Raw genomic sequence first — 26,497 nt, forward strand, 5'->3', positions numbered from 1 at the left:
ACGTCCTGGCCACCGGACTCTTCGTCGAACACTTCAACAAGTACGACGTCCGCTGGTCCGGCGAGAACGGCAGGACGATCTTCTTCCAGAACGAGAAGGCCTACGACGCCCCCAACCAGGCAGCCGTCCAGAACGGCGACGTCAAGGGCTACGCCGCCTACAAGGTGGACGACTCGGTCAACACCCACGAGGGCTGGGGACTCGGCAGCTACTGCTACTTCAACGTCGACCCCAGCATCCGCCAGGACCACGGCTTCGAAGCCCCGGTCAAGGCAGGCGTGAAGTTCCACGACCTGCTCGTCGTCTCACTCGGCGGCCAGGGCCAGTACAACCACGTCATCAACGACACCGGCTCCCCCACCTCCGGGACCTCCACCGTGCCGTCGAACGTGGTGTCGTTCCCCTAGACAGGCCGCAGGTTCGGCCCTCCGTCCACGCGAGCCTTCCACCCGGCGCCCGCTCCGTCACCTCCGACGGGGCGGGCGCCGCCGTGTCAGGGCCGGCCGCCCGCCATCAGGGATTCGAGTCCGGCGAGCCCTTCCAGGATGAACGCGCCCAGGCCGCGCACGCCGATGGTGTCGATCCAGCGCTCGAAGGCGACCTTGAAGACGGCGATCCCCGCCTCGGCCGCCAGACTGGCCGCCGGTTCGCCGACGCCGCGCGCCCGCAGGGCCTCCCCCATCGCCGAGGCGAGCGACGCGAGCTTGACCAGCTCGCGCTCCTGGAGCTCCGCGTTGGCGGTGATGATCCGCTGCCGCTGCCGGGCCCCCTCGTGGCGCTCGTCGAACACCGCCGCGGCCGCCTGGAGCGCCTCCGCCACAGCGTCCATCGGGGGCGCGGACGGGGGTGCCCCGGCGAGGCCGCTCACCAGGCGTTCCTGGAGCAGGGCGGAGCCGGCGAACAGCACCTCGCGCTTGTCCGCGTAGTGCCGGAAGAACGTGCGTTCCGTGAGCCCGGCCCGCTTGGCGATCTCGGTCACGGTCGTCTGCTCGTAACCCCGCTCGCCGTACAGCTCCATGGCGGCCTGCTCCAGCCTGCCGCGCGCGTTCGGCTCCCATCGACCCATGCGGTGATTCTATGGGATGACAGTGACTGACATCGGCGTTAGGCTGATGACAGTCGCTGACATCAAGGGTCGGTCGGATGTCCGGCATGCCCGGATCGTCGGCCTGTTCCAGGAGGTTTCCCATGCGTGTATTCATCACCGGCGCGTCCGGCTGGATCGGTTCCGCGGTCGTCCCCGAGCTCATCGGGGCGGGCCACCAGGTCGTCGGGCTCGCCCGTTCGGACGCCTCGGCCGAGGCGCTGGCCGCCGCCGGGGCGGAGGTGCGGCGCGGCTCGCTGGACGACCTGGACGTACTGCGCGAGGCCGCCGCGGACGCGGACGGGGTCGTCCACCTCGCGTTCAAGCACGACATCGCGTTCTCCGGGGACTTCCAGGGCGCCACCGACGCGGACCGGAAGGCCATCGACGCCTTCGGGGACGCGCTCGCCGGCTCCGGCAGGCCCTTCGTCATCGCGTCCGGGCTCCTCGGGCTGGCCCCGGGCCGGGTCGCGACCGAGGAGGACGGACGGAGCACCGCCCCGGACGCGCCCGCCGGGGGCCCGGGCGGCCGCCAGGACAACGCGCGGGCGACGGTCGCCCTCGCCGCCCGCGACGTCCGCTCCTCCGTCGTCCGGCTGCCCCCGACCGTCCACGGCGCCGGGGACCAGGGCTTCGTCGCCGCCCTCGTCGCCACCGCCCGCGCCCAGGGCGTCTCCGGCTACGTCGGCGACGGCTCTCAGCGCTGGCCGGCCGTCCACCGCGCGGACGCCGCCCACCTGTTCCGGCTGGCCCTGGAAGGGGCCCCCGCCGGCTCCACGCTGCACGCGGCGGCCGAGGAAGGCGTCGCGCTGCGGTCCGTCGCCGAGACCGTCGCCCGCCACCTCGGCGTCCCCGCCGCCTCCGTCGCGCCCGAGGACGCGGCAGGCCACTTCGGCTGGCTGGCCGGCATGGTGGGCCTCGACTCACCCGCGTCCAGCGCGCTGACCCGCGACCGCTTCGGCTGGAAGCCGGCCGGGCCCGGGCTCATCGAGGACCTGGACCAGGGGCACTACTTCGGCGCGCCGGGGGCGTAGCGAGCAACCCGCCGCGCTCACTGGTCGCGGCGGTGCACCGCGCACACCGCGACCGCCCCCGCGACCAGCGCCCACAGGACGTAGACGGTCCAGGCGCCCGCCTCCGACCACGGGTGGAGCTCGGGCGGGGGCTGCGGGAGGGCCCCGCCCGCCAGGCGGTCCCAGGCGCTGAACGGCAGGGTGTGCCGGAGCACGGCTGTCAGGTGGCGCCGGTCGCTGAGGACCATCGGGAGCAGGAGCAGCACCACCACACACGCCACGATCGACGTCCCGGTGTGCCGGATCACCGTGCCGATCGCGAGGCCCGTGAGCGCGACGACCGGGGCGAGCAGCGCGGACGCGGCGAGGACCTGGAGCGTTCCGGGGTCGCCTAGGGAGACCGAGGCGCCGCGTCCGGACAGGATCGCCCGGGTCGAGGCGAAGGAGGCGGCGGCGACGAGCACACCGAAGGCCGTGGTGACGGTGGCGAGTACGAGGGCCTTGGCGGCCATCACCGACCGCCGGGCGGGCACGGCGGTGAACGTCGTGCGGATGAGCCCGGTCCCGTACTCGCCGGTGACCGAGACGGCGCCGATCGCGGCCAGGGCCAGGACGAGCACCAGGGCGGAGTTGTCGGTGAAGGCGTCGACGAGTGCCAGGCGGTGGCTGACGAAGAACTCCTGGCTGCCCCTGTCGTACTGGTACCAGTACTTGTAGTGGTCGTAGGCCGTACCGGCGTTGAACGCGACGACGGCCAGTGCGCTCAGCGCGTACAGCCAGGGTGTCGAGCGCAGCGACCAGGTCTTCAGCCACTCGGCGGCGATCAGGTCGGTGAAGCGCGCGCGGGCCTCGACGCGCGTGACGGGGGTGGCGGTGGCCGTGGTCATCGGGGGTCTCCTGCCGGGTACTGGACGCTGTCCGCGGTGAGTTCCATGAACGCCTCCTCCAGCGAGGCGCCGAGGGTGGTCAGTCCGTGCAGCAGGACCCGGTGGCGCAGGGCGAGTTCGCCGATGCGCTCGGCGGGGAGCCCGGTCACGGTGAGCCGGTCGCCGTCCCCGGTCACCGAGGCGCCTTCGGCGGTGAGCAGCGGCGTCAGGTCCGCCGCGTCCGGGGTGCGCACGGTGACGCTGCGGCGGGCGGAGCGGGCGGCGAACGCGCTCAGGCTCTCGGCCGCGATGAGGGCGCCGCGTCCGATGACGACGAGCCGGTCGGCGGTGTGCTCCATCTCGGTCATCAGATGGCTGGAGACGAAGACGGTACGGCCTTCGGCGGCGAGCCGGCGGAAGAGTCCGCGCACCCACAGCACGCCTTCCGGGTCGAGGCCGTTGAGCGGTTCGTCGAAGAGCAGGACGGGCGGGTCGCCGAGCAGGGCCGTGGCGATGCCGAGGCGCTGGCGCATCCCGAGCGAGAAGCCGCTGACGCGACGGCGGGCCGCTGCCGCGAGGCCCACCTCTTCGAGGATCCCGTCGACCCGGGCGCGGGGGATGCCGTTGCTCCGGGCCAGCACGGCGAGGTGGGCGCGGGCGGTGCGGCCGCCGTGGACGTCGCCCGCGTCGAGCAGGGCGCCGACGTGGCGCAGTCCGCGGGGGTGGTCGCGGAACGGGCGGCCCCGGACCGTGGCCGTTCCGGCGGTCGGCTCGACCAGGCCGAGGAGCATGCGCAGGGTGGTGGTCTTCCCCGCCCCGTTGGGCCCGACGAAGCCGGTCACCTCGCCCGGCCGGACGGTGAAGGTCAGGTCGTCCACGGCGGTGGCGCCGCCGTATCGCTTGGTCAGTCCGTTGACTTCGATCACGGACCCCACCCTGCGGGCCGCGACCGGGCGGTGTCGTCGTGCCGTCGCTGACATCCGGGCGGGCGGGACTGCACCCGTGGGTGTACAACCGTGGGCCGATGTGCGGCGGTTCGGCGCTGGTTACGCTCGGCACATGTCCAGCTCGCCCGTCCTGCCCCTGCTCAAGCGCGTCCCACCGGGCGCGTGGGTGGCGGCCGCCTGGTTCGCGGGCATGGTGCTCACCCTCCTCATGCGGGTCCGGCTGCCCGGCGAGCAGCGGGCGTCGATCCTGCCCGGGGTCCTGTTCTACCGCTGGGACGGCCTGCTGACCCACGTGCTGTCCACGGCGCTGCTCCTGGCCGGCTGCCGATGGCTCACCCGACGCCCGCTGGCTGCGACGGCGGTGCTGCTCGCCGCCTCCGCGCTCGCCACCATGCCGCTCGGGGTGGCGGAGATACCCCTGACGCAGTTCCTGGCCGTCGACGTCGCCCTGTACTTCACGGCGGCCGCCCGCCCGCTGCGCACGGGCGTCCTCGCCCTCGTCATGTCGGTCCTCGTCCTGGTCTCCTACGTGAGCTACCGGGTGCTCGCGGCATGGAGCGCCGGTACGTCGGCGGAGCTGGCCGTCGCCCTGACGGCGGTCGTCGCCTGGCTGGTGGGCCGCTCGGTGCACGAGAGCCGCAGGCACGACGCGGAACTGACGGCCCGGGCCACGGACCGGGCGCTCGTCGCGGAACGGCTGCGCATAGCCCGCGAGATGCACGACATGGTGGCCCACAGCGTCGGCATCATCGCCCTCCAGGCGGGCGCTGCGGCCAGGGTCGTGCACACCCGGCCGGACGCCGCCCGGGAGGCGATGAGCGCGGTGGAGGCGGCGGGCCGGGAGACCCTGTCGGGGCTGCGCAGGATGCTGGGCGCGCTCCGGGAGACCGGGCCCGGCCAGGACGCGCCGCTGCGCCCCGCCGAGGGCCTCGCCGACGTCGACCGGCTCGCCCGGGCCACGACCGCCGCCGGGGTACGGGTCGAGGTGGACTGGCAGGGGGAACGGCGCACGCTGCCAACGGAGTTGGAACTGTCGGCGTTCCGGATCGTCCAGGAGTCGGTGACCAACGTGGTGCGCCACGCGGAGACCGACGCCTGCCGGGTCCGCGTCGACTACGGCGAAGAGGAGCTGGCCATCGAGATCACGGACCGGGGCCGGGGCGCGGGGCGGGACAGGGGCCGCGGCGCGGCCCCCGGGTTCGGCCTGGCCGGGATGCGGGAGCGGGTGACGCTGCTGCACGGCGAGTTCGCCGCCGGGCCGGCCCCGGGCGGAGGCTTCCGGGTCACCGCCCGTCTGCCGGTGCCCGTGCCGGAGCGTGCGCGGGAGGCCATGCCCGCGCCGCCGGAGCAGGAGCCGGTGCGGGGAGCGGCGACATGAGCGGCGGCGGGCGCCCCGGCGCGCCCGAGGACACCGCCCAGGACGCGGACGGCGAGGCGGCCGCCCCTCCCCCGGTCCGGGTCGTGCTCGCGGACGACCAGCCGCTGGTGCGGGCCGCGTTGCGCATGGTCATGGCGGAAACCCCGGACATCGAGGTGGTCGGCGAGGCGGGGACGGGCGAGGAGGCGGTCCGGCTGACCGCCCGGCTGGCTCCGGACGTCGTCGTGATGGACATCCGGATGCCCGGCATGGACGGCATCGAGGCAACCGCGCGGATCGTCGCGCAGGGCGGCGGGGCGCATGTGGTGGTCCTGACGACCTTTGACGACGACGATTACGTGTACGGGGCGCTGCGCGCCGGGGCGGCCGGGTTCCTGGTCAAGGACATGGCGCTGGACGACATCCTGGCGGCGGTCCGGGTGGTGGCGTCCGGCGACGGGCTGATCGCCCCCGGCGTCACCCGGCGGCTGATCAAGGAGTTCGCCGCCCGTCCCTCGCCGTCCGCACCGGCCCCGGCACCACTGGCCTCGATCACCGACCGGGAGCGGGAGGTACTGGTGCTGGTCGGCGGCGGGCTCTCGAACGCGGAGATCGCCGAGCGCCTGGTCATCAGCGTCGCCACGGCGAAGACGTATCTCACCCGCCTGCTCGCCAAGCTGGGCGCGCGGGACCGGGTGCAGCTGGTCATCATCGCGTACGAGGCGGGGCTGGTGTCCCCGGGGCGGTGACAGGGGCGGCGGCCGGTCCGTGACGGCTCCGACCGGGGCGGCTCCGACCGGAACGGCCCGGACGCGAGGGCTCCGACCGGGCGGCCCCTACAGCCAGCCCTTCTCGCGCGCCAGGCGGACCGCCTCGGCGCGGTTGCGGGCGGCCAGCTTCTGGATCGCCATGGAGAGGTAGTTGCGGACGGTGCCCTGGGAGAGGTGGAGGGCGGCGGCGATCTCCGCGTTGGTCGAGCCGTCGGCGGCGGTGCGCAGGACCTCGCTCTCGCGGTCGGTCAGCGGGTTCGCGCCGTCGGCGAGGGCGGCGGCGGCGAGGCCGGGGTCGATGACGCGTTCACCGGCGAGCACCTTGCGTACCGCTTCGGCGAGCTGGGACGCGGGGGCGTCCTTGACCAGGAAGGCGTCGGCGCCCGACTCCATGGCACGGCGCAGATAGCCGGGCCGGCCGAACGTCGTGACGACCACGACCTTCACGTCCGGCAGGGCCTCGCGGAGCCGGGCCGTCGCCTCGATGCCGGTCATGCCGGGCATCTCGATGTCCAGGAGGGCCACGTCGACGGAGTGTTCGCGGGCCGCCGCCAGGACCTCGTCGCCCCGGGCGACCTGGGCGACCACCTCGATGTCCGGTTCCAGGCCGAGGAGCGCCGCCAGGGCCTCGCGCACCATGGACTGGTCCTCCGCGAGGAGAAGTCTGATCATGCTCATTCCGCGGATCCTAGGCCGGATTCGAACGGAACGCTGAGGACCATGGTGAAGCCTTTGCCCGAACGGGGCTGGGTGGCCCGGGTGGTGAGGGTGCCGTCGACCGAGGCGAGGCGTTCGGTCAGCCCGGTGAGGCCGTTGCCGGGCGTGGTTCCGGCGCCGCCCCGGCCGTCGTCGGCGACGGTCAGTTCGAGCACCCGCCCGTCCAGCGTCTGACGGGGAACCAGGGTCACCGTGCAGCGGTGCGCGCCGCTGTGGCGTACGACGTTGGTGACCGCCTCCCGCAGCCCCCAGGCGAGCACCTCCTCCGCCTTTTCGGACAGCCCGTCCGGAAGGTCGGCCGGGAGGCCGGCCGGGACGTCGGCGTCGACCCCGGCGGCGGCCAGCGCCGTGCGCGCCCCGGCCAGTTCGCCGGGGAGGGTCGGCCGGCGGTAGCCGGTGACGGCACTGCGGACGTCCACCAGGGCCTGGCGGCTGACCTGTTCGATGTCCGCGACCTGGGCGGCCGCCAGCTCGGGCCGGTCGGGGAGCATCCGGCCGGCCAGCTCGCTCTTGAGGGTGATCAGCGAGAGGGAGTGGCCCAGCAGGTCGTGCAGGTCGCGGGCGAGGCGCAGACGCTCCTCGTTGGCGGCGAGCTGGGCGACGGTGGCGCGGGCCTCGCGCAGCTGGATCGTGGTGCGGACCATCTGCCGTACGCCCGTCATCGCGAAGCCGCCCAGCAGCGCGGGGAAGACCAGGGCGGTGATGGTCTCGCGGGGGTCCTCCAGGGTCGCGCCGACGCCCACCATGACGGCGGTGACGACGGGGATGAGCCACCGCGCGGTGCGCAGCGGCATCGTGGCACCGGCCGACACCGCCACGTACACGAAGAGGACCAGCCAGGGCGTGCCGAACGTCAGCGCCAGCAGGAGGGCGAGGGCCCCGAGGAAGGCGATCGACGCCCGGACCCGGAAGGGGTCGAGCGCCTTCGACGTGTGCCGGAAGACCAGGACCAGGTAGGCGCCGACGAAGACCAGCAGCCCGAGCACGCCGAGCGCGGTCGCCCACGGGGTGTGGTTGCCGTCGGCGAGGTCCTTGACCGGCGCGCTCATGAAGGCGAGCCAGATGCCGATCCACAGCAGCTTGATCCCGGCCTGCCGGGCGGTCGCGGGCGGCCGCCCGAGCCCCACCGACATCTCCTCGTCGTTCACGCCTTCAGTGTGTCCTTCCGGTAGAGCCAGGCCGCGCCGCCCGCGAAGAGCAGGAAGTAGGCACAGAGGACGGCGACGTCCTTGGCGTGCGGCGCGCCGCCCATCTCGACGGCCTGGCCGAGTGCAGCGTACGCGTGTGTGGGAAGCCACTCGGAAATGTTCTGGAGCCACTGCGGGAAGGTCGCGCTGGGCATCCAGAGGCCGCCGAGGATGGAGAGCCCGAAGTAGATGATCATCGTGACCGGGCGGACCGCGTCCCCGCTGGTGACGTAACCGATGGCGACGCCGAGCGCGGCGAAGACCAGGGAGCCGGCCCAGATGACTCCGGTCAGTGCGAACCACTGCCACAGGTCGAAGCGGACGTGTTTGACCGAGGCGGCGACGAGGAAGACCACGACGATGCAGGGCAGCGTGACCATGGCGGCGCTGGCGATCTTCGCGAGGACGTAGCCCCGGCCGGGCAGCGCGGTCAGCCGCAGCTGGCGCACCCAGCCCTTCTCGCGCTCCTTGGCGATGCGCTCGCTGTTGCCCATGAGGACGGCCGTCAGCGCGCCGAAGGAGGCCATGGAGACCATGAAGAAGGACTGGAGGGTCAGATCGGTGTGCGGGATCGTGGCGGTGTCGTTCTGGGTGCCGGAGATCAGCAGGTAGATCACCGACGGGTAGAGGACCGAGAAGAACATGAACTTCTTGTTCCGCAGGGTGCGGGTGACTTCGAGCCGGATCAGGGTGTTCACGAGTTCTTGGCCTCCTCGGCCTCGGTGATGGCGACGAATGCCTGTTCCAGGCCGAGTCCGGCGACCTCCAGCTCGCGCGGGTACAGACCGAGGCCGTAGAGGGCGTGCACGGTCGCGTCGGCGTTGTGCGACTGGATGCGCACCCGTCGGCCGTTGACGTCGAGCGAGGTGAGGAACGGCAGTGCGCTCAGGGCGGCCCGGTCGATCGGGCCCTCCAGCTCGAAGGCGATCCGGCGGGCCCCGGCCTTCGCCTTGATCTCGGCGGCGGTCCCGTCGGCGAGGAGGCGCCCCTTGTGCAGGACGAGGACGCGGTCGGCGATCGCGTCGGCCTCTTCGAGGTAGTGGGTGGCGAACAGGACGGTACGTCCCTGCTCGGCCTGCTCACGCATGGTGGCCCAGAACGCCTGGCGGGCGGTGACGTCCATGCCGGTCGTCGGCTCGTCGAGGACGATGAGGTCGCTGGCGCCGGCGGTGGCCAGCGCGAACCGTACGCGCTGCTCCTGGCCGCCGGAGAGCTTGTTGACCATCCGGCCGCCGATCGCCGCGATGCCCGCCCGGGCCAGCACCTCGCCGACCGGGTGGGGGCGCGGGTGCAGGTCGCAGGCCAGCCGGACCAGTTCCTCGACGGTGACGTCCTCCATCAGGCCGCCGCTCTGCAGCATGGCGCCGACCCGGCCGGCCGTGATGGCCGCCTGCGGGGTGGTGCCGAAGAGGCTGACCGTGCCGGAGTCGGCGGTGCGCAGGCCGAGGAGCAGGTCGAGGGTGGAGGACTTGCCGGCTCCGTTGGGGCCGAGGAGGGCCACGGTCTCGCCGGGGTGCAGGTCCAGGGTGAGCCCGTCGACGGCGCGTACGTCCCCGTAGACCTTGCTGACCCGGTCGAAGCTGACCACCGCGGTCTTCGTCGCGGTCGCTCCGGTGGCTGTCGTTGTCATGCGTCCAGCCTGGCCGACCGGGGGGTGCGCGCGGCAGGGCCGACGGTCGTGGATCCGGGATGACAGATGTCATGCGCCAGGGGTGACGGGTGTACGGGGGCCGGGTGCGGGGAAGCCGGCACCAGGCCGGGAACCGGTTTTGGCCGTTCACGCCGCCGCCCCCGGCCGGAGTCCGGTCGGGGGCGGGTGGCACGGGGTGCGGAGGGGGTCAGCCGTTGCCGTCGAGGTCGATCGTGACCGTGCGCTCGGCGGGGGTCTTCCCCATCAGCGCGCCCTTCATGGCAAAGGCCACGTCGTCCGCGCTGAGCTGGTGCTTCTTGCCGTCACCCTTGGTGATCATGATGCCGTCGAAGACACCGGCGCAGAGCCGGTCGATGGCCTCCTTGTCGTAGACGTCGACCAGCTTCCCGTCGACCGCCTTCATCGACAGGATCTGCGGCAGCGACTTCGCCGGGCCGAACGGGATCTCCTTGCCGCCCGCCCTGATGGTGACCAGTCCGGACATCGCGGGCTCCGCGAACTCCTTCATCGCCCGGTCCAGTTCGGCCTGGGTGATGGAGGGTTCCTTGGTGACGACGGGCAGTTCGACGGTCCTGGTGCTGCCGGTCTCGACCTGGGCGCGGTAGGCGTCCCGGACGGATCCCATCGCCTTGTTCACGTCGATCGCCTTGCCGGCCTTGCCCGGTACGGCGACGGCCTTGCCCGGCTCGAACTTGATGGTGCCGTCCTTCACGGTGCCCGAACCGCCGGCCAGGTCCCGGAGCGCGACGCCCAGCTTCTCCTCGTCCACCGGGAAGACCGGCTCGACGGTCCGCGCGCCGCCGAGGAGCGAGCCGATCACGGAGACCGGGTTGTAGTCGCTGCCGGCCGCGCCGCGCACGGTGGCCTGGCTGTCCAGGGAGAGCCCGGCCTTGTCCGGGGCGAGCTCCGTCTCCTTGCCGTCCACGGTCAGCTTGAGCGGGGAAGCGGCGCGCTTGGCGAGTGCGGAGTCCAGCTTCTCGACACCTTCCTCCTTCGTGCCGCCGCCGATGTCGACACCGAGGACGGTGGTGCCCTTGGGGACGTCGGAGTGGTTCATCAGGAGTCCGGCGCCGTACGCGACACCGAGCAGGCAGACGGCCGCCGCGCCGAGCAGGACCAGCTTCGAGCGGCCCTTCTTGACGGGCGCCGGCTTCGGTGCGGGGCGGGCCGCCGGGGCCGGATGGGGCGCCGGGGCACCGGGGCCGCCCGGGCCGCCGGGTCCGGTGCCCATCGGGTCGCCCGGGACGTTCCGGTCGCCGGGCACGACGGGGATGCCGCTGTTCAGCGTGTCACCGGAGACGTTGCCGCCGGGGCTGCCCGGGGGCGGGGCGAACTGCGGGGTGAGGATGGCGGTGTCGTCGGACATGCGCGGCGGCACACCGCCCTGCCCGGGGCCGCCCGTGTTCAGCGGGCCGGGGCCGGGCTGGAAGGGGCCGGGGCCGTCGAGGTTCGGAGTGAGCGGCGAGGCACCGGCGGCCGGGCCCGTGGTGGGGCCGGCCGGGCCGGGGGTGCGGACGCCCAGGTCGGGGGTGGCACGCGGGCCGCCCGGGCCCTCCGGGACGTCGCGCTGCGGGCCGTCCGAGAAGTACGGCAGGTCGGTACGGGGACCGGAGGGCGGGGAGACGCGGCCGGGTCCGGGAGCTCCCGGACCGCCGTGGCCGGCCGGCGCGCCGGGACCGTCGGCACCACCGGCACCGCCAGGCCCACCCGTGACACCGGCACCACCGAACCCACCGGATCCAGCCGGAGCACCCGCAGCACGCGGGCCGCCGGCCGCACCCGGATCACCGGCACCGCCCGGCGCCGGGAAGCCCGCGCCGTCCGTGTCGCCGCCGCCGGGCCGTCCGTCCGCCGCAGGCTTGGCGGCCGCCGCGGGCTTGCGGGGGGCGAACCAGTCGCTGCCGCTCTTCTCCTTGCCCGGATTCCCGGCGGACTCCGCCTGGTCCGCGTCCTCGCCGCCCTCCGCCGCCGGCGCCTGGGGCGTCTGCGGTGCGCCGCCCGGTGCGGAGGCGCCCGGACGCGGGGTCGAGCCGGTGCGCTCGCCCTCGGCATCGGCGTCGCTCATGGGCGTACGCATGACAACGGGCGGGATGGGGCGCGACCCCGGGATGTTGATCCGGATGCGCGTCGTCAGCGTCGTCTCGGTCTTCGGCTCATCGGGCCGGTCCGCACCGCCGGGTTCCCGGGACCCTTCCGGGGCGTCCTGCGACGGGTGCGTCGACGGATACTGGCGGGATCCGTACGGCGGCGTACCCGAGGGGTACGCGGCTCCTCCGCGACCCTGGGGCCCGGAGGACGAACTGTCAGTTTCACGACTCAAAGCAGGTTCTCCCGATTGGCTCCGCCGCCCGTACTTCCCCCGTGCCGCAGCCCGGGCGCGCGAACCACCATACTGGCCGCCGCCGGCACACACCCCGCGACCGGGGGAAACGACTGCGCACCCCCCGGACGGGCAGGGGGCATTACGGGATCGGACGGAGCACATTACTTGGCAGGTCGGCCGCTTTCGGCCCGCTGCCCGGACGATCGCGGCATGGTGGCGCAGATCACAGCGATGGCCATTCCGCCCAGCATGAAGAGCCCGAGGCCGAGCGCGTCACCGAAGACATAGTCTCCTTCGGGCCGCCCGCTGAGCAGAAAGACGACCGAAATCAGCCATCCCGCCGCCGGCGCCACCGCCCCGGGCTGGGTGCCTGTCAGCGTGCGCCCGCCGTGGAAGAGGCCGGCCGCTGCCGCCAGGGCGAGCAGCAGCCCGCCGGGGAACCAGGCGGGCTGGACGAGCGCCCCGGCGATGCCCACGACGGCGCCGAGGACTGCGAGCCCGAACAGGGCGGCGATCCGGGCGGGGTTGAGGGGCGCGGCCATACCGCCGGCCGGAATGTCCTTCTTCTGCGCTTCCGTCCGACTGCCGCCGGCCCGCGCCCTGCTGCTGCCGCTCACCGGTCCGCCCCCGGCACGCCCGCGAAGAGGTCCCGTTCGCGCTCGCCCGCCGGAGCGCCCGGGACCCCGGCGACCAACTCGTAGTACTCCGTGGTGAACACGGGCTGCCCCAGGTCGTTCGACAGGGCGAAGTACGGCCCCTGGACGGCGATCTGGGTGGCGTGCGCCCGCATCGCGGCGGCCTTCGCGTCCGCGTGGCCGGCGCCGTCGATCACGGTGGTGATCCGGTCGTCGTCCACCACGCCCGGTACGTCGCCGATCTCGGCGATCCCCGGGAACGCGTCCGGGGCCTCGGCGCGCAGCGCGGCGAACCCCTCCTCGGCGACCGAGCGCGGCACCCGGTTCCAGTAGACCTTCGCGACGGCGTGCGGGGCGCCGGAGCCGGGGCGGTACGCGGCGTCGGCGGCGAGCTCCGCGGCGCGGGTGGCGACCCGGTGGGCCTGGATGTGGTCGGGGTGTCCGTAGCCCCCGTCGGGGTCGTACGTCACCAGGACCTGGGGGCGCACCTCGCGGATCACGTCCGCGAGGTGTCCGGCGGCCTCGTCGAGGTCGGCCGACCAGAAGGCGCCGGGGCGGTGGTTCTGCTCGGTGCCCATCATCCCGGAGTCCCGGTAGCGCCCGGGGCCGCCGAGGAAGCGGTGGTCGGTGACGCCCAGCTCCTTCATGGCCGCCGCCAGTTCGCCGACGCGGTACGGGCCCAGCGCGTCGTCGCGGTCGGCGGCGAGGTGGGCGAGCGCGGGCGGGATGATCTCGCCCTCCTCGCCGAGCGTGCAGGTCACCAGCGTGACCAGGGCGCCCTCGGCCGCGTACCTGGCCATGGTGGCGCCGTTGTTGATCGACTCGTCGTCCGGGTGCGCGTGCACCAGGAGCAGCCGCCGGGCGGGAAGGTCCGTCATGGGACCAGCCTACGAGCCTCCGCGACGGCCGCCCGCCGACGGGTGACCGCGTCAGAACTTGATGCCGCCGATCATGCCCGCCACGTTCGTGGTGAGCTCGGAGATGGTGGGCGCGATGGACGAACTGGCGAGATAGAAACCGAGCAGCGCGCAGACGACCGCATGTCCTCCCTTCAGTCCGGACTTCCGGATCAGCAGGAAGACGATGATCGCCAGCAGCACCACCGCCGAAATCGAGAGCGCCACGGCGGTTCACCTCCATCTGTACGGTCGGGACGGGCAGCACGCGCGGAGCCAGCAGGTTCATACCCACCGAGCGCTACGGATCATAACTATCCGTGGCAACGCATTGGTCGGGGCACAGCAGCACGAGGGGCGCACGGACGGGCGCGGCCGATAGGTTCGGCGCATGACTTCGTCAGAGATCACGTTTCCGCTCCAGTTGGCCCGGACCATGAGATTCACCCTTGGGGCACCGCGCGCGTTCACGGTGTCACCCGACGGTGGACGCGTGGTCTACCTGCGCTCGGGTTCGGGTACGGACCGCTCGGGGCAGCTCTGGGTGCTGGACCTCGACGAGGGCACCGGGCCGCGGGAACGCCTGGTGGCCGATCCGGCGGCCCTGCTGGGCGGTTCGGAGGAGCGCCTGTCGGCGCAGGAGCGCGCCCGGCGGGAGCGCAGCCGCGAGGGCTCGTCGGGGATCGTGGGCTACGCGCTGGACGGGTCCGCCGAACTGGCCGCGTTCGCGCTCTCCGGGAAGGTGTACGTCGCCGGTCTGGGCGCGGGCGGGGCGCGCGCGCTGCCCGTTCCCGGCCCGGTGATCGACCCTCGCCCCTCCCCGGACGGGCGACACGTCGCCTATGTGTCCAAGGGTGCCCTGCGGGTCGTCGGTGTGGACGGCGAGGCGGACCGGGCTCTCGCGGAGCCGGAGAACGGCCATGTCACGTACGGGCTGGCGGAGTTCATCGCGGCCGAGGAGATGAGCCGCAACCGGGGCTTCTGGTGGTCGCCGGAGTCCGACCGGCTGCTGGTGGCCCGGGCCGACGACAGCCCCGTGCGGCGGTGGTGGATCGCCGACCCCGCGCACCCCGAGCGCAAGCCGGCCGAGGTCGCGTACCCCGCGGCGGGCACGCCCAACGCGGTGGTGGGGCTGCACGTCGTGGACCTGGACGGCAAGCGCACCGAAGTGGTGTGGGACCGGGCCCGGTTCCCGTATCTGGCGCGGGTGCACTGGTCCTCGTACGGGGCTCCGCTGCTCCTCGTCCAGGCCCGGGACCAGCAGAGCCAGCTGTACCTCGCGGTGGACCCGGAGACCGGGGCGACCCGGACCGTGCACGCGGACGAGGACCCGGTCTGGCTGGAGCTGTTCCCCGGGGTGCCCGCGTGGGCGCCGGACGGGCGGCTCGTGCGGATCACGGACGAGGGCGGGGCGCGGCGGCTCGCGGTCGGCGACCGGACGCTGACCGGGGCCCAGTTGCACCTCCAGTCGGTGCTGGACATCGGGGACTCCGACGTCCTGGTGTCGGCGTCGGCGGGCGCGGAGGCGGCGGAGCCGGAGACCGGCGAGAGCCATGTGTACCGGGTCAACGAGCTGGGCGTCGAGCGGGTCTCCGAGGGCGCCGGCGTGCACACGGCGGTGCGGTCGGGCCGGGTGACGGTGCTGGTCTCGGCGACGCCGGAGCGGCCGGGGCCGACGGCGCGGGTGCTGCGGGACGGCAAGGAGGTCGCCGTCGTGGAGAACCGCGCGGAGCGCCCGGTGCTGACCGCGCGGCCGGTGCTCACCGAAGGGGGCGCACGGCGGATTCCGTGCGCCGTGTTGCTCCCCACCGGGTACTCGGAGTCGGATGGTCCGCTTCCGGTCCTCATGGACCCGTACGGCGGACCGCACGGCCGGCGGGTCGTGGCCGCCCACAACCCGCATCTCACCTCGCAGTGGTTCGCGGACCAGGGCTTCGCGGTCGTCGTCGCGGACGGGCGGGGGACGCCCGGCCGTTCACCGGCCTGGGAGAAGGCGGTCAAGGACAATCTGGCGCTCAGCCTCGACGACCAGGTGGAGGCCCTGCACGCGCTCGCGGAGCGCTTCCCGCTGGATCTGGACCGGGTGGCCATCCGGGGCTGGTCGTTCGGCGGCTTCCTGGCCGGGCTGGCCGCGCTGCGACGGCCCGACGTCTTCCACGCGGCGGTCGTCGGCGCCCCGGTCACCGACCAGCGGCTCTACGACACCCACTACACCGAGCGCTACCTGGGCGACCCGGCGCAGAGCCCGGAGGTGTACGCGTACAACTCGCTGCTCACCGACGAGGGGCTGTCGCACGCGGCCGAGCAGGTGCGGCCCATGATGATCATCCACGGTCTGGCGGACGACAACGTGGTCGTCGCGCACACCCTGCGGCTGTCCTCGGCCCTGCTCGCCGCGGGCCGCCCGCACGAGGTGCTGCCGCTGAGCGGGGTGACCCACATGACCCCGCAGGAGAAGGTGGCCGAAAACCTGCTGCTGCTCCAGGTGGACTTCCTGAAGCGGTCGCTGGGGCTCTGAGCTACCAACCGGGCGGCGGCTGCGTGGGCGGCGGGGGCGGGCCGAATCCGCCGCTGCCGCCCTGCGGGTAGCCGTAGCCGGGCCGCTGTCCGGGGTACGGGGACGTGGCCGGCGAGGGGCCCCATCCCGGGCCGCCGGCCCACGGGTCCTGGCCCGGCGCGCGGACCGGGCCGGGCACGGCGAGGGCGATGAGCGCGGCCAGGGCGGCGAGCAGCTGGAAGAACGAGCTGAGCAGACTGAGCTGGAGCTCGGTCGGCAGGTCGCCGAAGTGCTCCAGCATGTCGTAGTGCACGATGCGGACCACCCCGAACACCCCGCCGGGCAGCAGCACCGCCGCGGCCACCAGGCCGAACGGGCGGGCGTGCCGGGCCCGGGCCGCGGCGCTGATCCCGGCGAACACGCAGAGCAGGGCGAGCATCACGGTCGCCCAGCCCGGCGGCGGACCGGTCAGGTACTGCGCGATCCGGTCGCCGCCCACGTACCAGTCGGGGAAGAACTCCGGGTCCCGGACGACCTGGCGGATCTCCCAGGCGATCAGCACCACCCCGGCGGCGCACAGCGCCAGGAACGCCAGGACGCCCGCGCCGGGGCCCGGCCCGGTCGGCGTCCGTTCGTAGGAGTCGACGGGCGGCCGGCGGCCCGCCCCGGCGGTGATGGCCATCGCGGCGGTCGCGGCGACGGCGACGAAGGCGCAGATCAGGGCCCGCGAGCGCAGGTCGTCGGAGTACACCGCCTCCATCCGGCGGCTGCCGATGGTCCAGAGTCCGGGCAGCCGCACGGTGAGGGTGACCACCCCGGCGACGACGAGCGCGGACGCGGCGGACGCGGTGCGCAGCGCGGCCACGGCGACGGCCACGTACACCACGAACAGGACGAGGTCCGTGCCCGAGGTGGTTGGGGCGGCCCGCATGCGGACGTCGTACAACCCGGCCCAGTTCCGCCACAGTTGGCCGAAACCCATCGCATCGACGTCCCGTATGAGCCAGCACGCGACGATCACCGCGAGCACGGCGGACAGGACGGCTCCGGTGACTCTTGCTCCGCGGGTGAGTATCACACCGGCGATACTTCCGTGCGTCCGCCCTCCGGACAAGAGGGCCTGCGCCGGCCGCCCGCACGGCGACCGGCCGGGGGGCGTCACACCCCGCCGACCGGTCCACGGCACCCGCACGGCCGTACGTCGTCCATGGTGCCGCGTCCGTATATCGGGGACGTTGCTCCGGTGTTAACGACGCGTCAGACGGCCCGGCTGCTCCCGGAGGGCGGGGGCGGGCCCTCGTCGCGGTCCGTCGGTCCGGGGGGCCTCGCCGCCTCCGTCGCCCGCTCCGCCGCCTCCTCCTGGCCGCCCTCCCCCGGCACGGAACCCAGCGTGCCCTCCGGCGGGACCACCCGCTTCTCCTCCGCGAAGTGGCAGGCGGAGGCATGCCGGGCCGGGCTGTCCACGTCCAGGAACGCCGCCGGGACCGCCAGCAGCGGCACCTCCAGCTCGCACCGCTTCTGCGCCTTCCAGCAGCGGGTGCGGAAGCGGCAGCCGGAGGGCGGATTGGCCGGGGACGGCACGTCGCCGTGCAGGATGATCCGCTCGCGGTACTCCCGCGCCGCGGGGTCCGGCACCGGCACGGCGGACAGCAGCGCCTGCGTGTACGGGTGCGTGGGGTGCTCGTAGATCTCCGCATCGGTGCCGATCTCCACGAACCGGCCCAGATACATCACGCCGACCCGGTCGGAGATGTGCCGCACGATGGACAGGTCGTGCGCGATGAAGACGTAGCTCAGGCTGAACTCGGCCTGGAGCCGGTCCAGCAGGTTGACGACCTGCGCCTGGACGGAGACGTCGAGCGCGGAGACGGGTTCGTCGGCGACGATGATCTCCGGGTTGAGCGCGAGGCCGCGGGCGATGCCGATGCGCTGGCGCTGGCCGCCGGAGAACTGGTGCGGGTAGCGGTTGATGTACTCCGGGTTGAGCCCGACGACGTCCAGGAGCTCCTGCACCTTGCGGCGCCGGCTGCCCTTCGGGGCGACCTCGGGGTGGATCTCGTACGGCTCCCCGATGATGTCGCCGACCGTCATGCGCGGGTTGAGCGAGGTGTAAGGGTCCTGGAACACCATCTGGATGTTGCGCCGGACCGCCTTGAGGGCACGGCCGGAGAGCTTGGTGATGTCCTCGCCCTTGTACCGGATGGAGCCGGCCGTCGGCTGCTCCAGGTGCACGAGCAGCCGGGCGACCGTCGACTTGCCGCAGCCGGACTCCCCCACGACGCCCAGCGTCTCGCCGGCCCCGAGGTCGAAGGTGACCCCGTCGACGGCCTTGACCGCGCCGACCTGCTTCTTGATGACGACGCCCTGGGTCAGCGGGTAGTGCTTGACGAGGTCGCGCACCTCCAGGATCGGTTCGCCGCCCGCGTATGCGCTCTCGTGGCGCGACTTGGACAGCAGGGTGCGCGCCGTCTCACCCTCCTCGCGGGCTTCCCTGCGCCCCGAGTGGTCAGCGTGCATCGAGCGTCTCCTTCCAGAAGTGGCAGGCGCTCTGTCGGTGCTCGGCCACGTCGTACAGCGGCGGCACGTCGGTGCGGCAGACGTCCTGGGCCATCGGGCAGCGCGGGTTGAAGGCGCAGCCGGGCGGGATGTGCAGCAGGTTGGGCGGCAGCCCCTTGATCGCGTACAGCTCCTGGCCCTTCTGGTCCAGGCGCGGGATGGAGGCCAGCAGGCCCTTGGTGTACGGGTGGGCGGGTGCCTTGTAGATGTCGTGCACGGGTGAGGTCTCGACGATCCGGCCCGCGTACATCACGGCGATCTTGTCGGCGACGTCCGCGACCACGCCGAGGTCGTGGGTGATGAGGATCAGGCCCATGTTCAGTTCGCGCTGGAGCTCCGCGAGGAGGTCCATCACCTGGGCCTGCACGGTCACGTCGAGCGCGGTGGTCGGCTCGTCGGCGATGATCAGGGAGGGCTCCAGGGCGAGCGCCATCGCGATCATGATGCGCTGGCGCATGCCGCCGGAGAACTGGTGCGGGTAGTTGCCCACCCGCTCCTTGGCGGCGGGGATGCGGACCCGGTCCATCAGCTCGACGGCCTTGGCCTTCGCGTCCTTGCGGGACATCCCGCGGTGCACCACGTACATCTCGCCGAGCTGCTCGCCGACGGTCAGCACGGGGTTGAGGGAGGACAGCGCGTCCTGGAAGATCATGGCCATCTCCTGGCCGCGGATCTTCCGGCGCTCCTCCTTCTTCATCGTCAGCAGGTCGCGGCCCTTGAACAGGATCTCGCCCCGCGGGATCTTCCCCGGGGGCATGTCGAGGATGCCCATGACCGCCTGTGCGGTGACCGACTTGCCGGAGCCGGATTCGCCGAGCACCGCCAGCGTCTCGCCCTCGGCCACCGAGTAGTTGACCCCGTTGACGGCCTTCACCACCCCGTCCCGGGTGTGGAACTCCACGTGCAGATCGCGTACTTCGAGCAACATGGCAGCGGACTCCTCAGCGCAGCTTGGGGTCGAGGGCGTCGCGCACCGCGTCGCCGAGCATGATGAAGGCCAGCACCGTGACCGCCAGCGCGCCGGCGGGCCAGAGGAGCATGTGCGGGGCGTTGCGGATGTACTGGGACGCGGCCGAGATGTCGATGCCCCAGGAGACGGCGGGCGGCTTCAGGCCGACGCCGAGGAACGACAGGGTCGCCTCCAGCGAGATGTACGTGCCGAGCGCGATCGTCGCGACGACGATGACCGGGGCGACGGCGTTCGGCGCGATGTGGCGCAGCATCATCCGGCCGTTGGACGCGCCGAGGGCCCGGGCGGCCTGGACGTAGTCGTTGTGCTTCGCGGTGATGACCGAGCCGCGGGCGATACGGGCGATCTGCGGCCAGCCGAGCAGGACGATGAAGCCGATCACCGGCCAGACGGTGGAGCTGGTCACCACGGAGAGGAAGACCAGGCCGCCGAGGACGACCGGGATGCCGAAGAAGATGTCGGTGAGCCGGGACAGGATCGCGTCCCACCAGCCGCCGAAGAACCCCGCGAGGCCGCCGAGGACGCTGCCGATGAGGGCGACGCCGACGGTGGAGCAGATGCCGACGGTGACGGAGTTGCGGGCGCCGTAGACGACGCGGGTGTAGACGTCGCAGCCCTGTCCGTCGTATCCGAAGGGGTGGCCGGGCTGGGAGCCCTGCTGGGCCTTGCCGAGGTCGCAGTCGAGCGGGTCGCCGGACGCGATGAGCTGCGGCCAGATCGAGATGACCACCAGGAACAGGATGATCAGCGCGGAGATGATGAAGACCGGGTTGCGGCGCAGGTCGCGCCAGGCGTCGGACCACAGGCTCTGCGGTTTGGTGTCGGGACCGGTCCCCCGGGGGCCGCCGGGGGTCTTCTCCAGGCTGTCGCCCTCCGCGAGCGCGAGATCCGTCGGCCCGCCGGCTCCGGCGGCCGAGATCGCCTCGTCCGGTGTCTGCTCAGGCATAGCGGATCCTCGGGTCGAGTACGGCGTAGAGGAGGTCGACGATCAGGTTGGCCGCCAGGAAGACGAGCACCAGGACGGTGACGAAGCCGACGACGGTCTGCGAGTTCTGGCGCAGGATGCCCTGGTAGAGCTGGTAGCCGACGCCGTGGATGTTGAAGATCCGCTCGGTGACGATCGCCCCGCCCATCAGGGCGCCCACGTCCGTACCGATGAAGGTGACGACGGGGATCAGCGAGTTGCGCAGCAGGTGCCGGATGACGACGCGGCGCCTGGGCAGCCCCTTGGCGGTCGCGGTGCGGACGTAGTCGGCGCGGGTGTTCTCGGCGATCGAGGTCCGGGTGAGCCGGGTGACGTACGCCAGCGAGACGGAGGCGACCACCAGGCCCGGGATGATCAGCTCGTTCAGCGGGGCCTCGGGCGAGACGGACGGCTTGATGACGCCCCACTCGACGCCCAGGAGCAACTGGAGCAGCAGACCGGTGACGAAGGTCGGGATCGAGATCACGACCAGCGTCAGGATGAGGACCGTGGTGTCGACCGGCCGGCCGCGGCGCAGCCCGGTGACGACACCGAGGCTGATGCCGATGACGATCTCGAAGACGATCGCGACGAGGGTGAGGCGGATGGTGATGGGGAAGGCGGTGCCCATCAGCTCGGTGACCTCCTGCCCGTTGAACGCGGTGCCGAAGTCGCCGGTGAAGACGTTGCCCATGTAGGTGAGGTATTGCTGCCACACCGGCTTGTCGAGGCCGAATTCCGCGCGGAGTTGGGCGGCGGTCGCCGGGTCGCACTGGCGGTCGCCGCAGAGGCCGGCGATGGGGTCGCCCATCACGTTCACCATCAGGAAGATCAACAGCGTGGTGCCGAAGAAGACCGGGATCATCTGCAGCAGCCGCCGGATCACATAACGTCCCATGAAGGGCTCCGGGGGTCGCGGGGACGGAGGCTGAGGAGTCGGGGGACGGGGAAGCCGGGCGGCCGGTGCGTCACCGCACGGGTCACCCGGCTTCGTCCCTTACTTGACCTTGATCTGCTCGTACACCGGGACGCTGAACTGGTTCAGCGAGACGTTGGTGACGTTCTCCGAGTAGCCGGCGCTGCCGTTCTGGTACCAGAGCGGGATGACGGGCATCTGCTGGACCATGACCTTCTCGGCGTCCTGGAAGGTGGAGACGGCCTTGGCCTTGTCGGACTCGGCGTTGGCCTTGTCCACGAGGTCGTCGAACTGCTTGTTGTTCCACTTGCCGTCGTTGGACGAGGCGTTGGTGTAGTACACGGGCTGCAGGAAGTTCTGGATGAGCGGGTAGTCCATCTGCCAGCCCGCGCGCCAGGCGCCGTGCAGCTTCTGCTGGGAGACCTGGCTGCGGAAGTCGGCGAAGGTGCCGACGGGGGCGCCCACGCACGCCCTGTTGTTGCCCATGACCTTGTTGATGCTGTTGCAGACGGCGTCGACCCATTCCTTGTGCGAGCCGGTGTCACCGTTGTACGAGATCTTGAGCTGGCCGCCGGGGATGCCGCCGCCGTCCTCGATCATCTTCTTCGCCTCGGCGGCGTTGTACGTGCACTCCTTGCCGCAGAGCCCCTTCTTGAAGCCGCCGTCCTCGCCGAGGACCGGGGAGGTCCAGTCGGACGCGGGGGTGCGGGTCTTCTGGAAGATCTGGTCGGTGATCTGCTGGCGGTTGATCGCCATCGACAGGCCCTGGCGGACCTTGATCGCGCCGGGGGTGTTCCAGTTCTTGTCGTAGAAGGGGAACGCGAGGGTCTGGATGATGCCGGCCGGGGTGTTGATGTAGCGGTCGCCGAGGTCCGACTTGACGTTCTTGAGCTGCGAGGCGGGCACGTCGTCCACGAGGTCGAGGTTGCCGGCCGTCAGGTCGGTGTAGGCGGTGTTGTTGTCGGTGTAGACCTTGAGGTCGATGCCGCCGTTCTGCGCCTTGTCGTCACCGGGGTAGTCGTCCCACTTGCGCAGGCTCATCGAGGAGCCCTTGGTGTACTTGTCGATGGTGTACGGGCCGTTGCCGACGGGCTTGGAGAGCCAGCCGGCGTGGTCGGTGTAGAAGGCCTTGGGAAGCGGGGCGAAGGCCGGGTAGCCGAGGGTGTCGGGCCACAGCGAGAACTTCTGCGACAGCTTGACCGTGAAGGTCTTGTCGTCCACGACCTTGAGGCCGGACAGCTTGGAGGCGGTGGCCTTCCCGGACTCGGGGTGGACCTTGTCGTAGCCGTCGATGTAGCCGAAGAAGTAGGCGTTCTTCTGGTTGTTCTTCAGGAGGGCGCCGTAGTTCCAGGCGTCCACGAAGGACTTGGCGGTGATCTTCTCGCCGTTGCTGAAGGTCCAGCCGTCCTTCACCGTGACGGTGAAGTTCTGGTTGTCCTTGGTCTCGATCTTGTCGGCGAGCATGTTCGTGGCCTCGCCGGTCTTCGGGTCGTACTTCTTCAGACCCCGGAAGATCATGTCGAGCACCTTGCCGCCCTGCACCTCGTTGGTGTTGGCCGGCTCCAGGGGGTTCTGCGGGTCACCCCAGGACGAGCTGACGATCCCGTCGGCGCCACCTCCACCGCCACCGCTGTCGCCCCCGCCGCAGGCCGTCGCCGCCAGGGCGACGGCCGCCGCGCATGCGGCCCACTTGACGTGTGTGGCTCCGCGCATGGAGTGCCTCCTCGTTCTGCTCCGGCTTACGTGAGGTCAAATATCACCGCATAGCGGTGCGTACGCACATCTACTCCCCCCATTCGGGCAGAGCGGGGCCGGTCAATCCTCCGCCCGCACGCCCGGACACCGGATACCGGACGCGCACACGACACCGCGACAGGCCCTCCCACCCCCTCTGACGAGGGCTAAGCGGTAACGGCGAGGCAACGAACCGGCATCGGCCGCATAGCGCCGCATCCGGATGTACGAATTCCGAGACAATGCCGCCCGGATATCGGACTCATTGCCCGGATTGAATGGAATTGCAGGTCAATATGCCCCGAGTCGGGCAAACGCAAGGCAAAAGACTCGCCATGAGGAGGTCACGAACGGACCAAGCTGCCAAAGAGCGGACCAAGGCAACTCGACATTCATTGACCCTGCGTGAATTGCGTTGAAAAAGTCCGGGTAGCCCGTGGGTGTGCCCTGCGGAGTCCTTCGACCCTCCGGGCCAGGAGCACCATGACGATTCCAACCTCGAACGCAGCAGCCCCCCTTGAGGCGGCGGATGTGACGGCGGCCGTTCCGCCGGAGACCGCCGCACGAAAGGGAGGTGACGGCCGGTCGCCCGGAAAGCTCGCCTGGCGCCGTTTCAAGCGGGACCGCACCGGAATGATTTCCGGCATTGTCGTCATTTTCTTCTTCGCGGTGGGTATCGCCGCCCCGTTGATCGCGAAGCTGTACGGAAAGGACCCGTACACGACGTACGGGCAGAACGACACCAGCCTGCTGGACGACTTCGGTTCCCCGGTCCTCCCCAACGGCGGCATCAGCGGCGACTTCTGGTTCGGCATCGAGCCCGGTCTCGGCCGGGACGTCTTCACCTTCCTGCTCTACGGCATCCGCAACTCCCTGCTGATCGCCGCGGCGACCACACTGCTGCTCACCGTGGTCGGCGTCGCCGTGGGCATCACGGCCGGCTATCTCGGGGGCAAGACGGACTACCTGGTCGGCCGGGTCATCGACATCCTGCTGGCCTTCCCGTCCACCCTCTTCTTCATCGCCTTCTGGCCCGTACTGCTCTCGATCCTGGTCGACCCGGAGGAGAACACCCCGGTCTGGCTGACCGTGGTCACCCTCATCGCGGTCATGGCCGCCTTCGGCTGGGCGTCCATCGCCCGTCTGCTACGCGGTGAGGTGCTGGCCCTACGTGAGCGCGAGTTCGTGGAGGCCGCCAAGGTCACCGGCGCCTCCCCGGCACGGATCATCTTCAAGGAACTGCTGCCCAACCTCTGGACGCCGATCCTGATCCAGGCCACGCTCGCGCTGCCCGCGTACGTGACGGCGGAGGCGGGTCTCGCTTTCCTCGGCGTCGGACTGACGTCACCGACCCCGGACTGGGGCGTGATGATCCAGCGCGGCTCGGACGTCTACCAGAGCGACATCACGTTCATGCTCTTCCCCGGCGCGTCGATGGTCATCTTCGTGATCGCCTTCAACCTCCTCGGCGACTCCGTGCGCGACGCGCTGGACCCCAAGACCAAGCGCTGAATCCGCCGTACTCCGGACGGGCGACGGGGCCCACCCGGATCCACCGTTTCTCCACTCGACCAGAGCAGGAAGCCATGTCTCTCTCCCGCAGAAACTTCGTCATCGCCACGTCGGTCGCGGCCGGCGGCTCGATGGTGCTCACCGCCTGCAGCAGCGGCAGCTCCAGCACCGGCAAGGACGGCAGCAAGGGCCACGGCGGCACCGACAAGTACACCGGCTCGGTGGTCGTCGGCACCAAGGAGGACTCCACCGGCCCCGCTCCCGAGGTCCCCGGCGCCAAGAAGGGCGGGACGATCCGCGGCATCGCTCCGGACGACTTCTCCCACCTGGACCCGCAGCGCATCTACTTCTCCTGGAACTCCGCGGTCGGTGACCTCTTCATCCGCTGCCTGACCGGCTACAAGATCGCCGCCGACGGCTCGATGAAGCTCGTGGGCGACCTCGCCACCGACGCCGGCACCACGAAGGACGGCGGCAAGACCTGGGCGTTCACGCTCAAGGACGGCCTCAAGTGGGAGGACGGCAAGGAGCTGACCGTCGAGGACGTGCGCCACGGCATCGAGCGCGGCTTCGCCAGCTTCACCACCGAGGGCGCCGGCTACGCCCAGCAGGCGCTCACCGGCTCCGCCGACTTCCGCGGGAAGTACAAGGGCCCCTTCAGCGGCAAGCACCTCGACTCGGTCGTGATCGACAAGGCCGCCAAGACCATTACCTTCAAGCTCGCCGAGACCCGCCCGGACTTCAACTTCACCCTGGCGATGAGCTCCTACGGCGCCGTCCCGGTCAAGGGCGACAGCAAGGAGAAGTACGACAAGGACCCGGTCTCGGCCGGCCCGTACCGCATCAAGTCGCACTCCGTCGACAAGTCGATGACGCTGGTCCGCAACGAGCACTGGGACCCGAGCACCGACGCGATCCGCACCGCGTACCCGGACGAGTTCGTGTACGAGTTCGGCCCCGAGGCCCTCCAGGCGGCCGACCGCCTGATCGCCGACTCCGGCGACGACCAGTACGCCGTCATGGCGTACAGCGGCGTCCCGGCCGAGCGCATCCAGAAGGTCCTCACCGACCCGGAGCTGAAGAAGCGCACCTTCAACGGTCTGCTCACCGGCCTCTACTACTACGCGATCAACACCAAGCGCATCACCGACCTGAAGGTGCGCCAGGCCCTGATCCACGCCTGGCCGCTGGAGCAGATCCGCAAGATCTACGGTGGTCCCTCGGCCGGCGACTACGCCACGTCCATCCTGAGCCCCGACATCATGGGCTACGCCAAGGACGACGTCTACGGCAAGCTGAAGAAGCCGCAGGGCGACCCGGAGAAGGCGAAGGCGCTGCTCAAGGAGGCGGGCAAGGAGGGTCAGAAGATCGTCTACGCCTTCCCGCAGACCAACATCTACGACAAGACCAAGGTCGTCATCGAGAACGCGCTCAAGGCCGCCGGCTTCGAGCCCGTCCTCAAGCCGATGGAGTCCACCAGCTACTACGACGGCATCCAGAAGATCGACAACAAGTTCGACGTGATGTGGTTCGGCTGGTCCCCGGACTGGCCGACCGGCTACACGCTGGTGCAGCCGCTGTTCGACGGCGGCACCATCGCGGACGGCGCGAACAACATCTCGCAGCTGAACGTCGACTGGGTCAACGAGGCCATCAAGAAGAACGTCACCATCGCCGACCCGGTCGAGGCCGGCAAGCAGTGGGCCGCGCTCGACAAGCGGATCATGACGGAGGAGGCGCCGATCATCCCCGAGACGTTCCAGCGCCGCTTCTACCTGTACGGCTCCAAGGTCGGCGGCGCCATGTTCCACCCGCTGTGGTCCTCGGCCGTGTTCTACAGGCTGTTCGTGAAGGCGTAGCCGACACCCCCCGGGGGGGGGGGGGGGGGGGGGGGGGGGGGAG

General features: G+C 71.5%; 23 protein-coding genes and 1 pseudogene. 7 read left to right on the forward strand and 17 right to left on the reverse strand.

The window, feature by feature from the left end; translation table 11 throughout:
* Nucleotides 1-407, forward strand: a pseudogene (locus ACN6LM_RS30330) (coagulation factor 5/8 type domain-containing protein); the annotation flags it as partial.
* An 86-nt stretch (nucleotides 408-493) separates the two neighbouring features.
* On the opposite strand, the gene ACN6LM_RS30335 reads toward ACN6LM_RS30330, so the two are convergent.
* Nucleotides 494-1,066 (reverse strand): TetR/AcrR family transcriptional regulator, encoded by a 573-nt coding sequence (locus ACN6LM_RS30335; protein ID WP_445068575.1) that lies wholly within the window; start codon nucleotides 1,064-1,066, stop codon nucleotides 494-496.
* Nucleotides 1,067-1,188: 122 nt separating this feature from the next.
* Between ACN6LM_RS30335 and ACN6LM_RS30340 the strand changes: the two genes are divergently transcribed.
* The gene (locus tag ACN6LM_RS30340; protein ID WP_445068576.1) at nucleotides 1,189-2,118 is read left to right on the forward strand and encodes an SDR family oxidoreductase; all 930 of its coding nucleotides are present in this window, start codon (nucleotides 1,189-1,191) and stop codon (nucleotides 2,116-2,118) included.
* 17 nt (nucleotides 2,119-2,135) lie between these two features.
* On the opposite strand, the gene ACN6LM_RS30345 is transcribed toward ACN6LM_RS30340, so the two are convergent.
* On the reverse strand, nucleotides 2,136-2,984 hold the full coding sequence (locus tag ACN6LM_RS30345; protein ID WP_445068578.1) for an ABC transporter permease: 849 nt from the start codon (nucleotides 2,982-2,984) through the stop codon (nucleotides 2,136-2,138).
* Nucleotides 2,981-3,889: an ABC transporter ATP-binding protein gene (locus ACN6LM_RS30350; RefSeq protein WP_445068580.1), complete on the reverse strand. Its 909-nt coding sequence runs from the start codon at nucleotides 3,887-3,889 to the stop codon at nucleotides 2,981-2,983. The genes ACN6LM_RS30345 and ACN6LM_RS30350 overlap by 4 nt, the downstream gene beginning before the upstream one ends.
* Nucleotides 3,890-4,022: 133 nt before the next feature.
* On the opposite strand from ACN6LM_RS30350, the gene ACN6LM_RS30355 reads away from it, so the two are divergent.
* Nucleotides 4,023-5,288: a sensor histidine kinase gene (locus ACN6LM_RS30355; RefSeq protein WP_445068581.1), complete on the forward strand. Its 1,266-nt coding sequence runs from the start codon at nucleotides 4,023-4,025 to the stop codon at nucleotides 5,286-5,288.
* The gene (locus tag ACN6LM_RS30360) at nucleotides 5,285-6,016 is read left to right on the forward strand and encodes a response regulator transcription factor (protein ID WP_445068583.1); all 732 of its coding nucleotides are present in this window, start codon (nucleotides 5,285-5,287) and stop codon (nucleotides 6,014-6,016) included. The genes ACN6LM_RS30355 and ACN6LM_RS30360 overlap by 4 nt, the downstream gene beginning before the upstream one ends.
* An 87-nt stretch (nucleotides 6,017-6,103) precedes the next feature.
* Here ACN6LM_RS30360 and ACN6LM_RS30365 read toward each other — a convergent pair whose 3' ends face one another.
* The 8 genes from ACN6LM_RS30365 to ACN6LM_RS30400 form a co-directional block, all read right to left on the reverse strand.
* Complete coding sequence (locus ACN6LM_RS30365) at nucleotides 6,104-6,715, reverse strand: response regulator (protein WP_445068585.1); 612 nt, start codon at nucleotides 6,713-6,715, stop codon at nucleotides 6,104-6,106.
* Nucleotides 6,712-7,902 (reverse strand): sensor histidine kinase, encoded by a 1,191-nt coding sequence (locus ACN6LM_RS30370; protein WP_445068586.1) that lies wholly within the window; start codon nucleotides 7,900-7,902, stop codon nucleotides 6,712-6,714. The genes ACN6LM_RS30365 and ACN6LM_RS30370 overlap by 4 nt, the downstream gene beginning before the upstream one ends.
* Nucleotides 7,899-8,639, reverse strand: coding sequence for an ABC transporter permease (locus ACN6LM_RS30375; protein WP_445068588.1), 741 nt, complete (start codon nucleotides 8,637-8,639; stop codon nucleotides 7,899-7,901). Before ACN6LM_RS30375 ends, ACN6LM_RS30370 begins: the two co-directional genes overlap by 4 nt.
* Nucleotides 8,636-9,571 carry an ABC transporter ATP-binding protein gene (locus tag ACN6LM_RS30380; RefSeq protein ID WP_445068590.1) on the reverse strand — a complete coding sequence of 312 codons (936 nt, stop codon included), beginning with the start codon at nucleotides 9,569-9,571 and terminating at the stop codon, nucleotides 8,636-8,638. The genes ACN6LM_RS30375 and ACN6LM_RS30380 overlap by 4 nt, the downstream gene beginning before the upstream one ends.
* A 208-nt stretch (nucleotides 9,572-9,779) precedes the next feature.
* The gene (locus tag ACN6LM_RS30385; RefSeq protein WP_445068592.1) at nucleotides 9,780-11,912 is read right to left on the reverse strand and encodes a hypothetical protein; all 2,133 of its coding nucleotides are present in this window, start codon (nucleotides 11,910-11,912) and stop codon (nucleotides 9,780-9,782) included.
* A 164-nt stretch (nucleotides 11,913-12,076) separates the two neighbouring features.
* The gene (locus ACN6LM_RS30390) at nucleotides 12,077-12,532 is read right to left on the reverse strand and encodes a DUF6113 family protein (protein WP_383295971.1); all 456 of its coding nucleotides are present in this window, start codon (nucleotides 12,530-12,532) and stop codon (nucleotides 12,077-12,079) included.
* Nucleotides 12,529-13,428 carry an N-acetyl-1-D-myo-inositol-2-amino-2-deoxy-alpha-D-glucopyranoside deacetylase gene (gene mshB, locus ACN6LM_RS30395; RefSeq protein ID WP_445068593.1) on the reverse strand — a complete coding sequence of 300 codons (900 nt, stop codon included), beginning with the start codon at nucleotides 13,426-13,428 and terminating at the stop codon, nucleotides 12,529-12,531. The genes ACN6LM_RS30390 and mshB overlap by 4 nt, the downstream gene beginning before the upstream one ends.
* Nucleotides 13,429-13,479: 51 nt before the next feature.
* A complete protein-coding gene (locus tag ACN6LM_RS30400) occupies nucleotides 13,480-13,674 on the reverse strand; it encodes a hypothetical protein (protein WP_018100847.1) in 195 nt (64 codons plus the stop codon).
* A 208-nt stretch (nucleotides 13,675-13,882) separates the two neighbouring features.
* Between ACN6LM_RS30400 and ACN6LM_RS30405 the strand changes: the two genes are divergently transcribed.
* Nucleotides 13,883-15,964, forward strand: a complete 2,082-nt coding sequence (locus tag ACN6LM_RS30405; protein ID WP_445068606.1) for an alpha/beta fold hydrolase — start codon at nucleotides 13,883-13,885, stop codon at nucleotides 15,962-15,964.
* A gap of 1 nt (nucleotide 15,965) precedes the next feature.
* Here ACN6LM_RS30405 and ACN6LM_RS30410 read toward each other — a convergent pair whose 3' ends face one another.
* From ACN6LM_RS30410 to ACN6LM_RS30435, 6 genes are all read right to left on the reverse strand, one after another.
* Nucleotides 15,966-17,021, reverse strand: a complete 1,056-nt coding sequence (locus ACN6LM_RS30410; protein ID WP_445068595.1) for a hypothetical protein — start codon at nucleotides 17,019-17,021, stop codon at nucleotides 15,966-15,968.
* A 179-nt stretch (nucleotides 17,022-17,200) separates the two neighbouring features.
* A complete protein-coding gene (locus ACN6LM_RS30415) occupies nucleotides 17,201-18,460 on the reverse strand; it encodes an ABC transporter ATP-binding protein (protein WP_445068596.1) in 1,260 nt (419 codons plus the stop codon).
* The gene (locus ACN6LM_RS30420) at nucleotides 18,450-19,427 is read right to left on the reverse strand and encodes an ABC transporter ATP-binding protein (protein WP_445068598.1); all 978 of its coding nucleotides are present in this window, start codon (nucleotides 19,425-19,427) and stop codon (nucleotides 18,450-18,452) included. Before ACN6LM_RS30420 ends, ACN6LM_RS30415 begins: the two co-directional genes overlap by 11 nt.
* Nucleotides 19,428-19,440: 13 nt before the next feature.
* Nucleotides 19,441-20,415 (reverse strand): ABC transporter permease, encoded by a 975-nt coding sequence (locus ACN6LM_RS30425; protein ID WP_445068599.1) that lies wholly within the window; start codon nucleotides 20,413-20,415, stop codon nucleotides 19,441-19,443.
* Nucleotides 20,408-21,331: an ABC transporter permease gene (locus tag ACN6LM_RS30430; RefSeq protein WP_445068600.1), complete on the reverse strand. Its 924-nt coding sequence runs from the start codon at nucleotides 21,329-21,331 to the stop codon at nucleotides 20,408-20,410. The genes ACN6LM_RS30425 and ACN6LM_RS30430 overlap by 8 nt, the downstream gene beginning before the upstream one ends.
* Nucleotides 21,332-21,430: 99 nt before the next feature.
* Nucleotides 21,431-23,062, reverse strand: a complete 1,632-nt coding sequence (locus tag ACN6LM_RS30435; RefSeq protein WP_445068601.1) for a peptide ABC transporter substrate-binding protein — start codon at nucleotides 23,060-23,062, stop codon at nucleotides 21,431-21,433.
* 504 nt (nucleotides 23,063-23,566) lie between these two features.
* Here ACN6LM_RS30435 and ACN6LM_RS30440 point away from each other — a divergent pair.
* Both ACN6LM_RS30440 and ACN6LM_RS30445 read left to right on the forward strand, forming a co-directional pair.
* Complete coding sequence (locus tag ACN6LM_RS30440; protein WP_445068603.1) at nucleotides 23,567-24,595, forward strand: ABC transporter permease; 1,029 nt, start codon at nucleotides 23,567-23,569, stop codon at nucleotides 24,593-24,595.
* Between the two features lie 74 nt (nucleotides 24,596-24,669).
* Nucleotides 24,670-26,454: an ABC transporter substrate-binding protein gene (locus ACN6LM_RS30445; RefSeq protein ID WP_445068605.1), complete on the forward strand. Its 1,785-nt coding sequence runs from the start codon at nucleotides 24,670-24,672 to the stop codon at nucleotides 26,452-26,454.
* Nucleotides 26,455-26,497 lie beyond the last annotated feature (43 nt).

This window comes from Streptomyces sp. SAS_281, assembly GCF_052542855.1.

Excerpts from the sequence above, each read along its gene's own strand:
- ACN6LM_RS30430 (WP_445068600.1), bottom strand. The coding sequence starts at position 21,331 with ATGGGACGTTATGTGATCCGGCGGCTGCTGCAGATGATCCCGGTCTTC.
- ACN6LM_RS30335 (WP_445068575.1), bottom strand. The coding sequence starts at position 1,066 with ATGGGTCGATGGGAGCCGAACGCGCGCGGCAGGCTGGAGCAGGCCGCC.
- ACN6LM_RS30345 (WP_445068578.1), bottom strand. The coding sequence starts at position 2,984 with ATGACCACGGCCACCGCCACCCCCGTCACGCGCGTCGAGGCCCGCGCG.
- ACN6LM_RS30445 (WP_445068605.1), top strand. The coding sequence starts at position 24,670 with ATGTCTCTCTCCCGCAGAAACTTCGTCATCGCCACGTCGGTCGCGGCC.
- ACN6LM_RS30440 (WP_445068603.1), top strand. The coding sequence starts at position 23,567 with ATGACGATTCCAACCTCGAACGCAGCAGCCCCCCTTGAGGCGGCGGAT.
- ACN6LM_RS30415 (WP_445068596.1), bottom strand. The coding sequence starts at position 18,460 with ATGCACGCTGACCACTCGGGGCGCAGGGAAGCCCGCGAGGAGGGTGAG.
- mshB (WP_445068593.1), bottom strand. The coding sequence starts at position 13,428 with ATGACGGACCTTCCCGCCCGGCGGCTGCTCCTGGTGCACGCGCACCCG.
- ACN6LM_RS30355 (WP_445068581.1), top strand. The coding sequence starts at position 4,023 with ATGTCCAGCTCGCCCGTCCTGCCCCTGCTCAAGCGCGTCCCACCGGGC.
- ACN6LM_RS30425 (WP_445068599.1), bottom strand. The coding sequence starts at position 20,415 with ATGCCTGAGCAGACACCGGACGAGGCGATCTCGGCCGCCGGAGCCGGC.
- ACN6LM_RS30360 (WP_445068583.1), top strand. The coding sequence starts at position 5,285 with ATGAGCGGCGGCGGGCGCCCCGGCGCGCCCGAGGACACCGCCCAGGAC.
- ACN6LM_RS30435 (WP_445068601.1), bottom strand. The coding sequence starts at position 23,062 with ATGCGCGGAGCCACACACGTCAAGTGGGCCGCATGCGCGGCGGCCGTC.
- ACN6LM_RS30420 (WP_445068598.1), bottom strand. The coding sequence starts at position 19,427 with ATGTTGCTCGAAGTACGCGATCTGCACGTGGAGTTCCACACCCGGGAC.
- ACN6LM_RS30365 (WP_445068585.1), bottom strand. The coding sequence starts at position 6,715 with ATGAGCATGATCAGACTTCTCCTCGCGGAGGACCAGTCCATGGTGCGC.
- ACN6LM_RS30405 (WP_445068606.1), top strand. The coding sequence starts at position 13,883 with ATGAGATTCACCCTTGGGGCACCGCGCGCGTTCACGGTGTCACCCGAC.
- ACN6LM_RS30380 (WP_445068590.1), bottom strand. The coding sequence starts at position 9,571 with ATGACAACGACAGCCACCGGAGCGACCGCGACGAAGACCGCGGTGGTC.
- ACN6LM_RS30340 (WP_445068576.1), top strand. The coding sequence starts at position 1,189 with ATGCGTGTATTCATCACCGGCGCGTCCGGCTGGATCGGTTCCGCGGTC.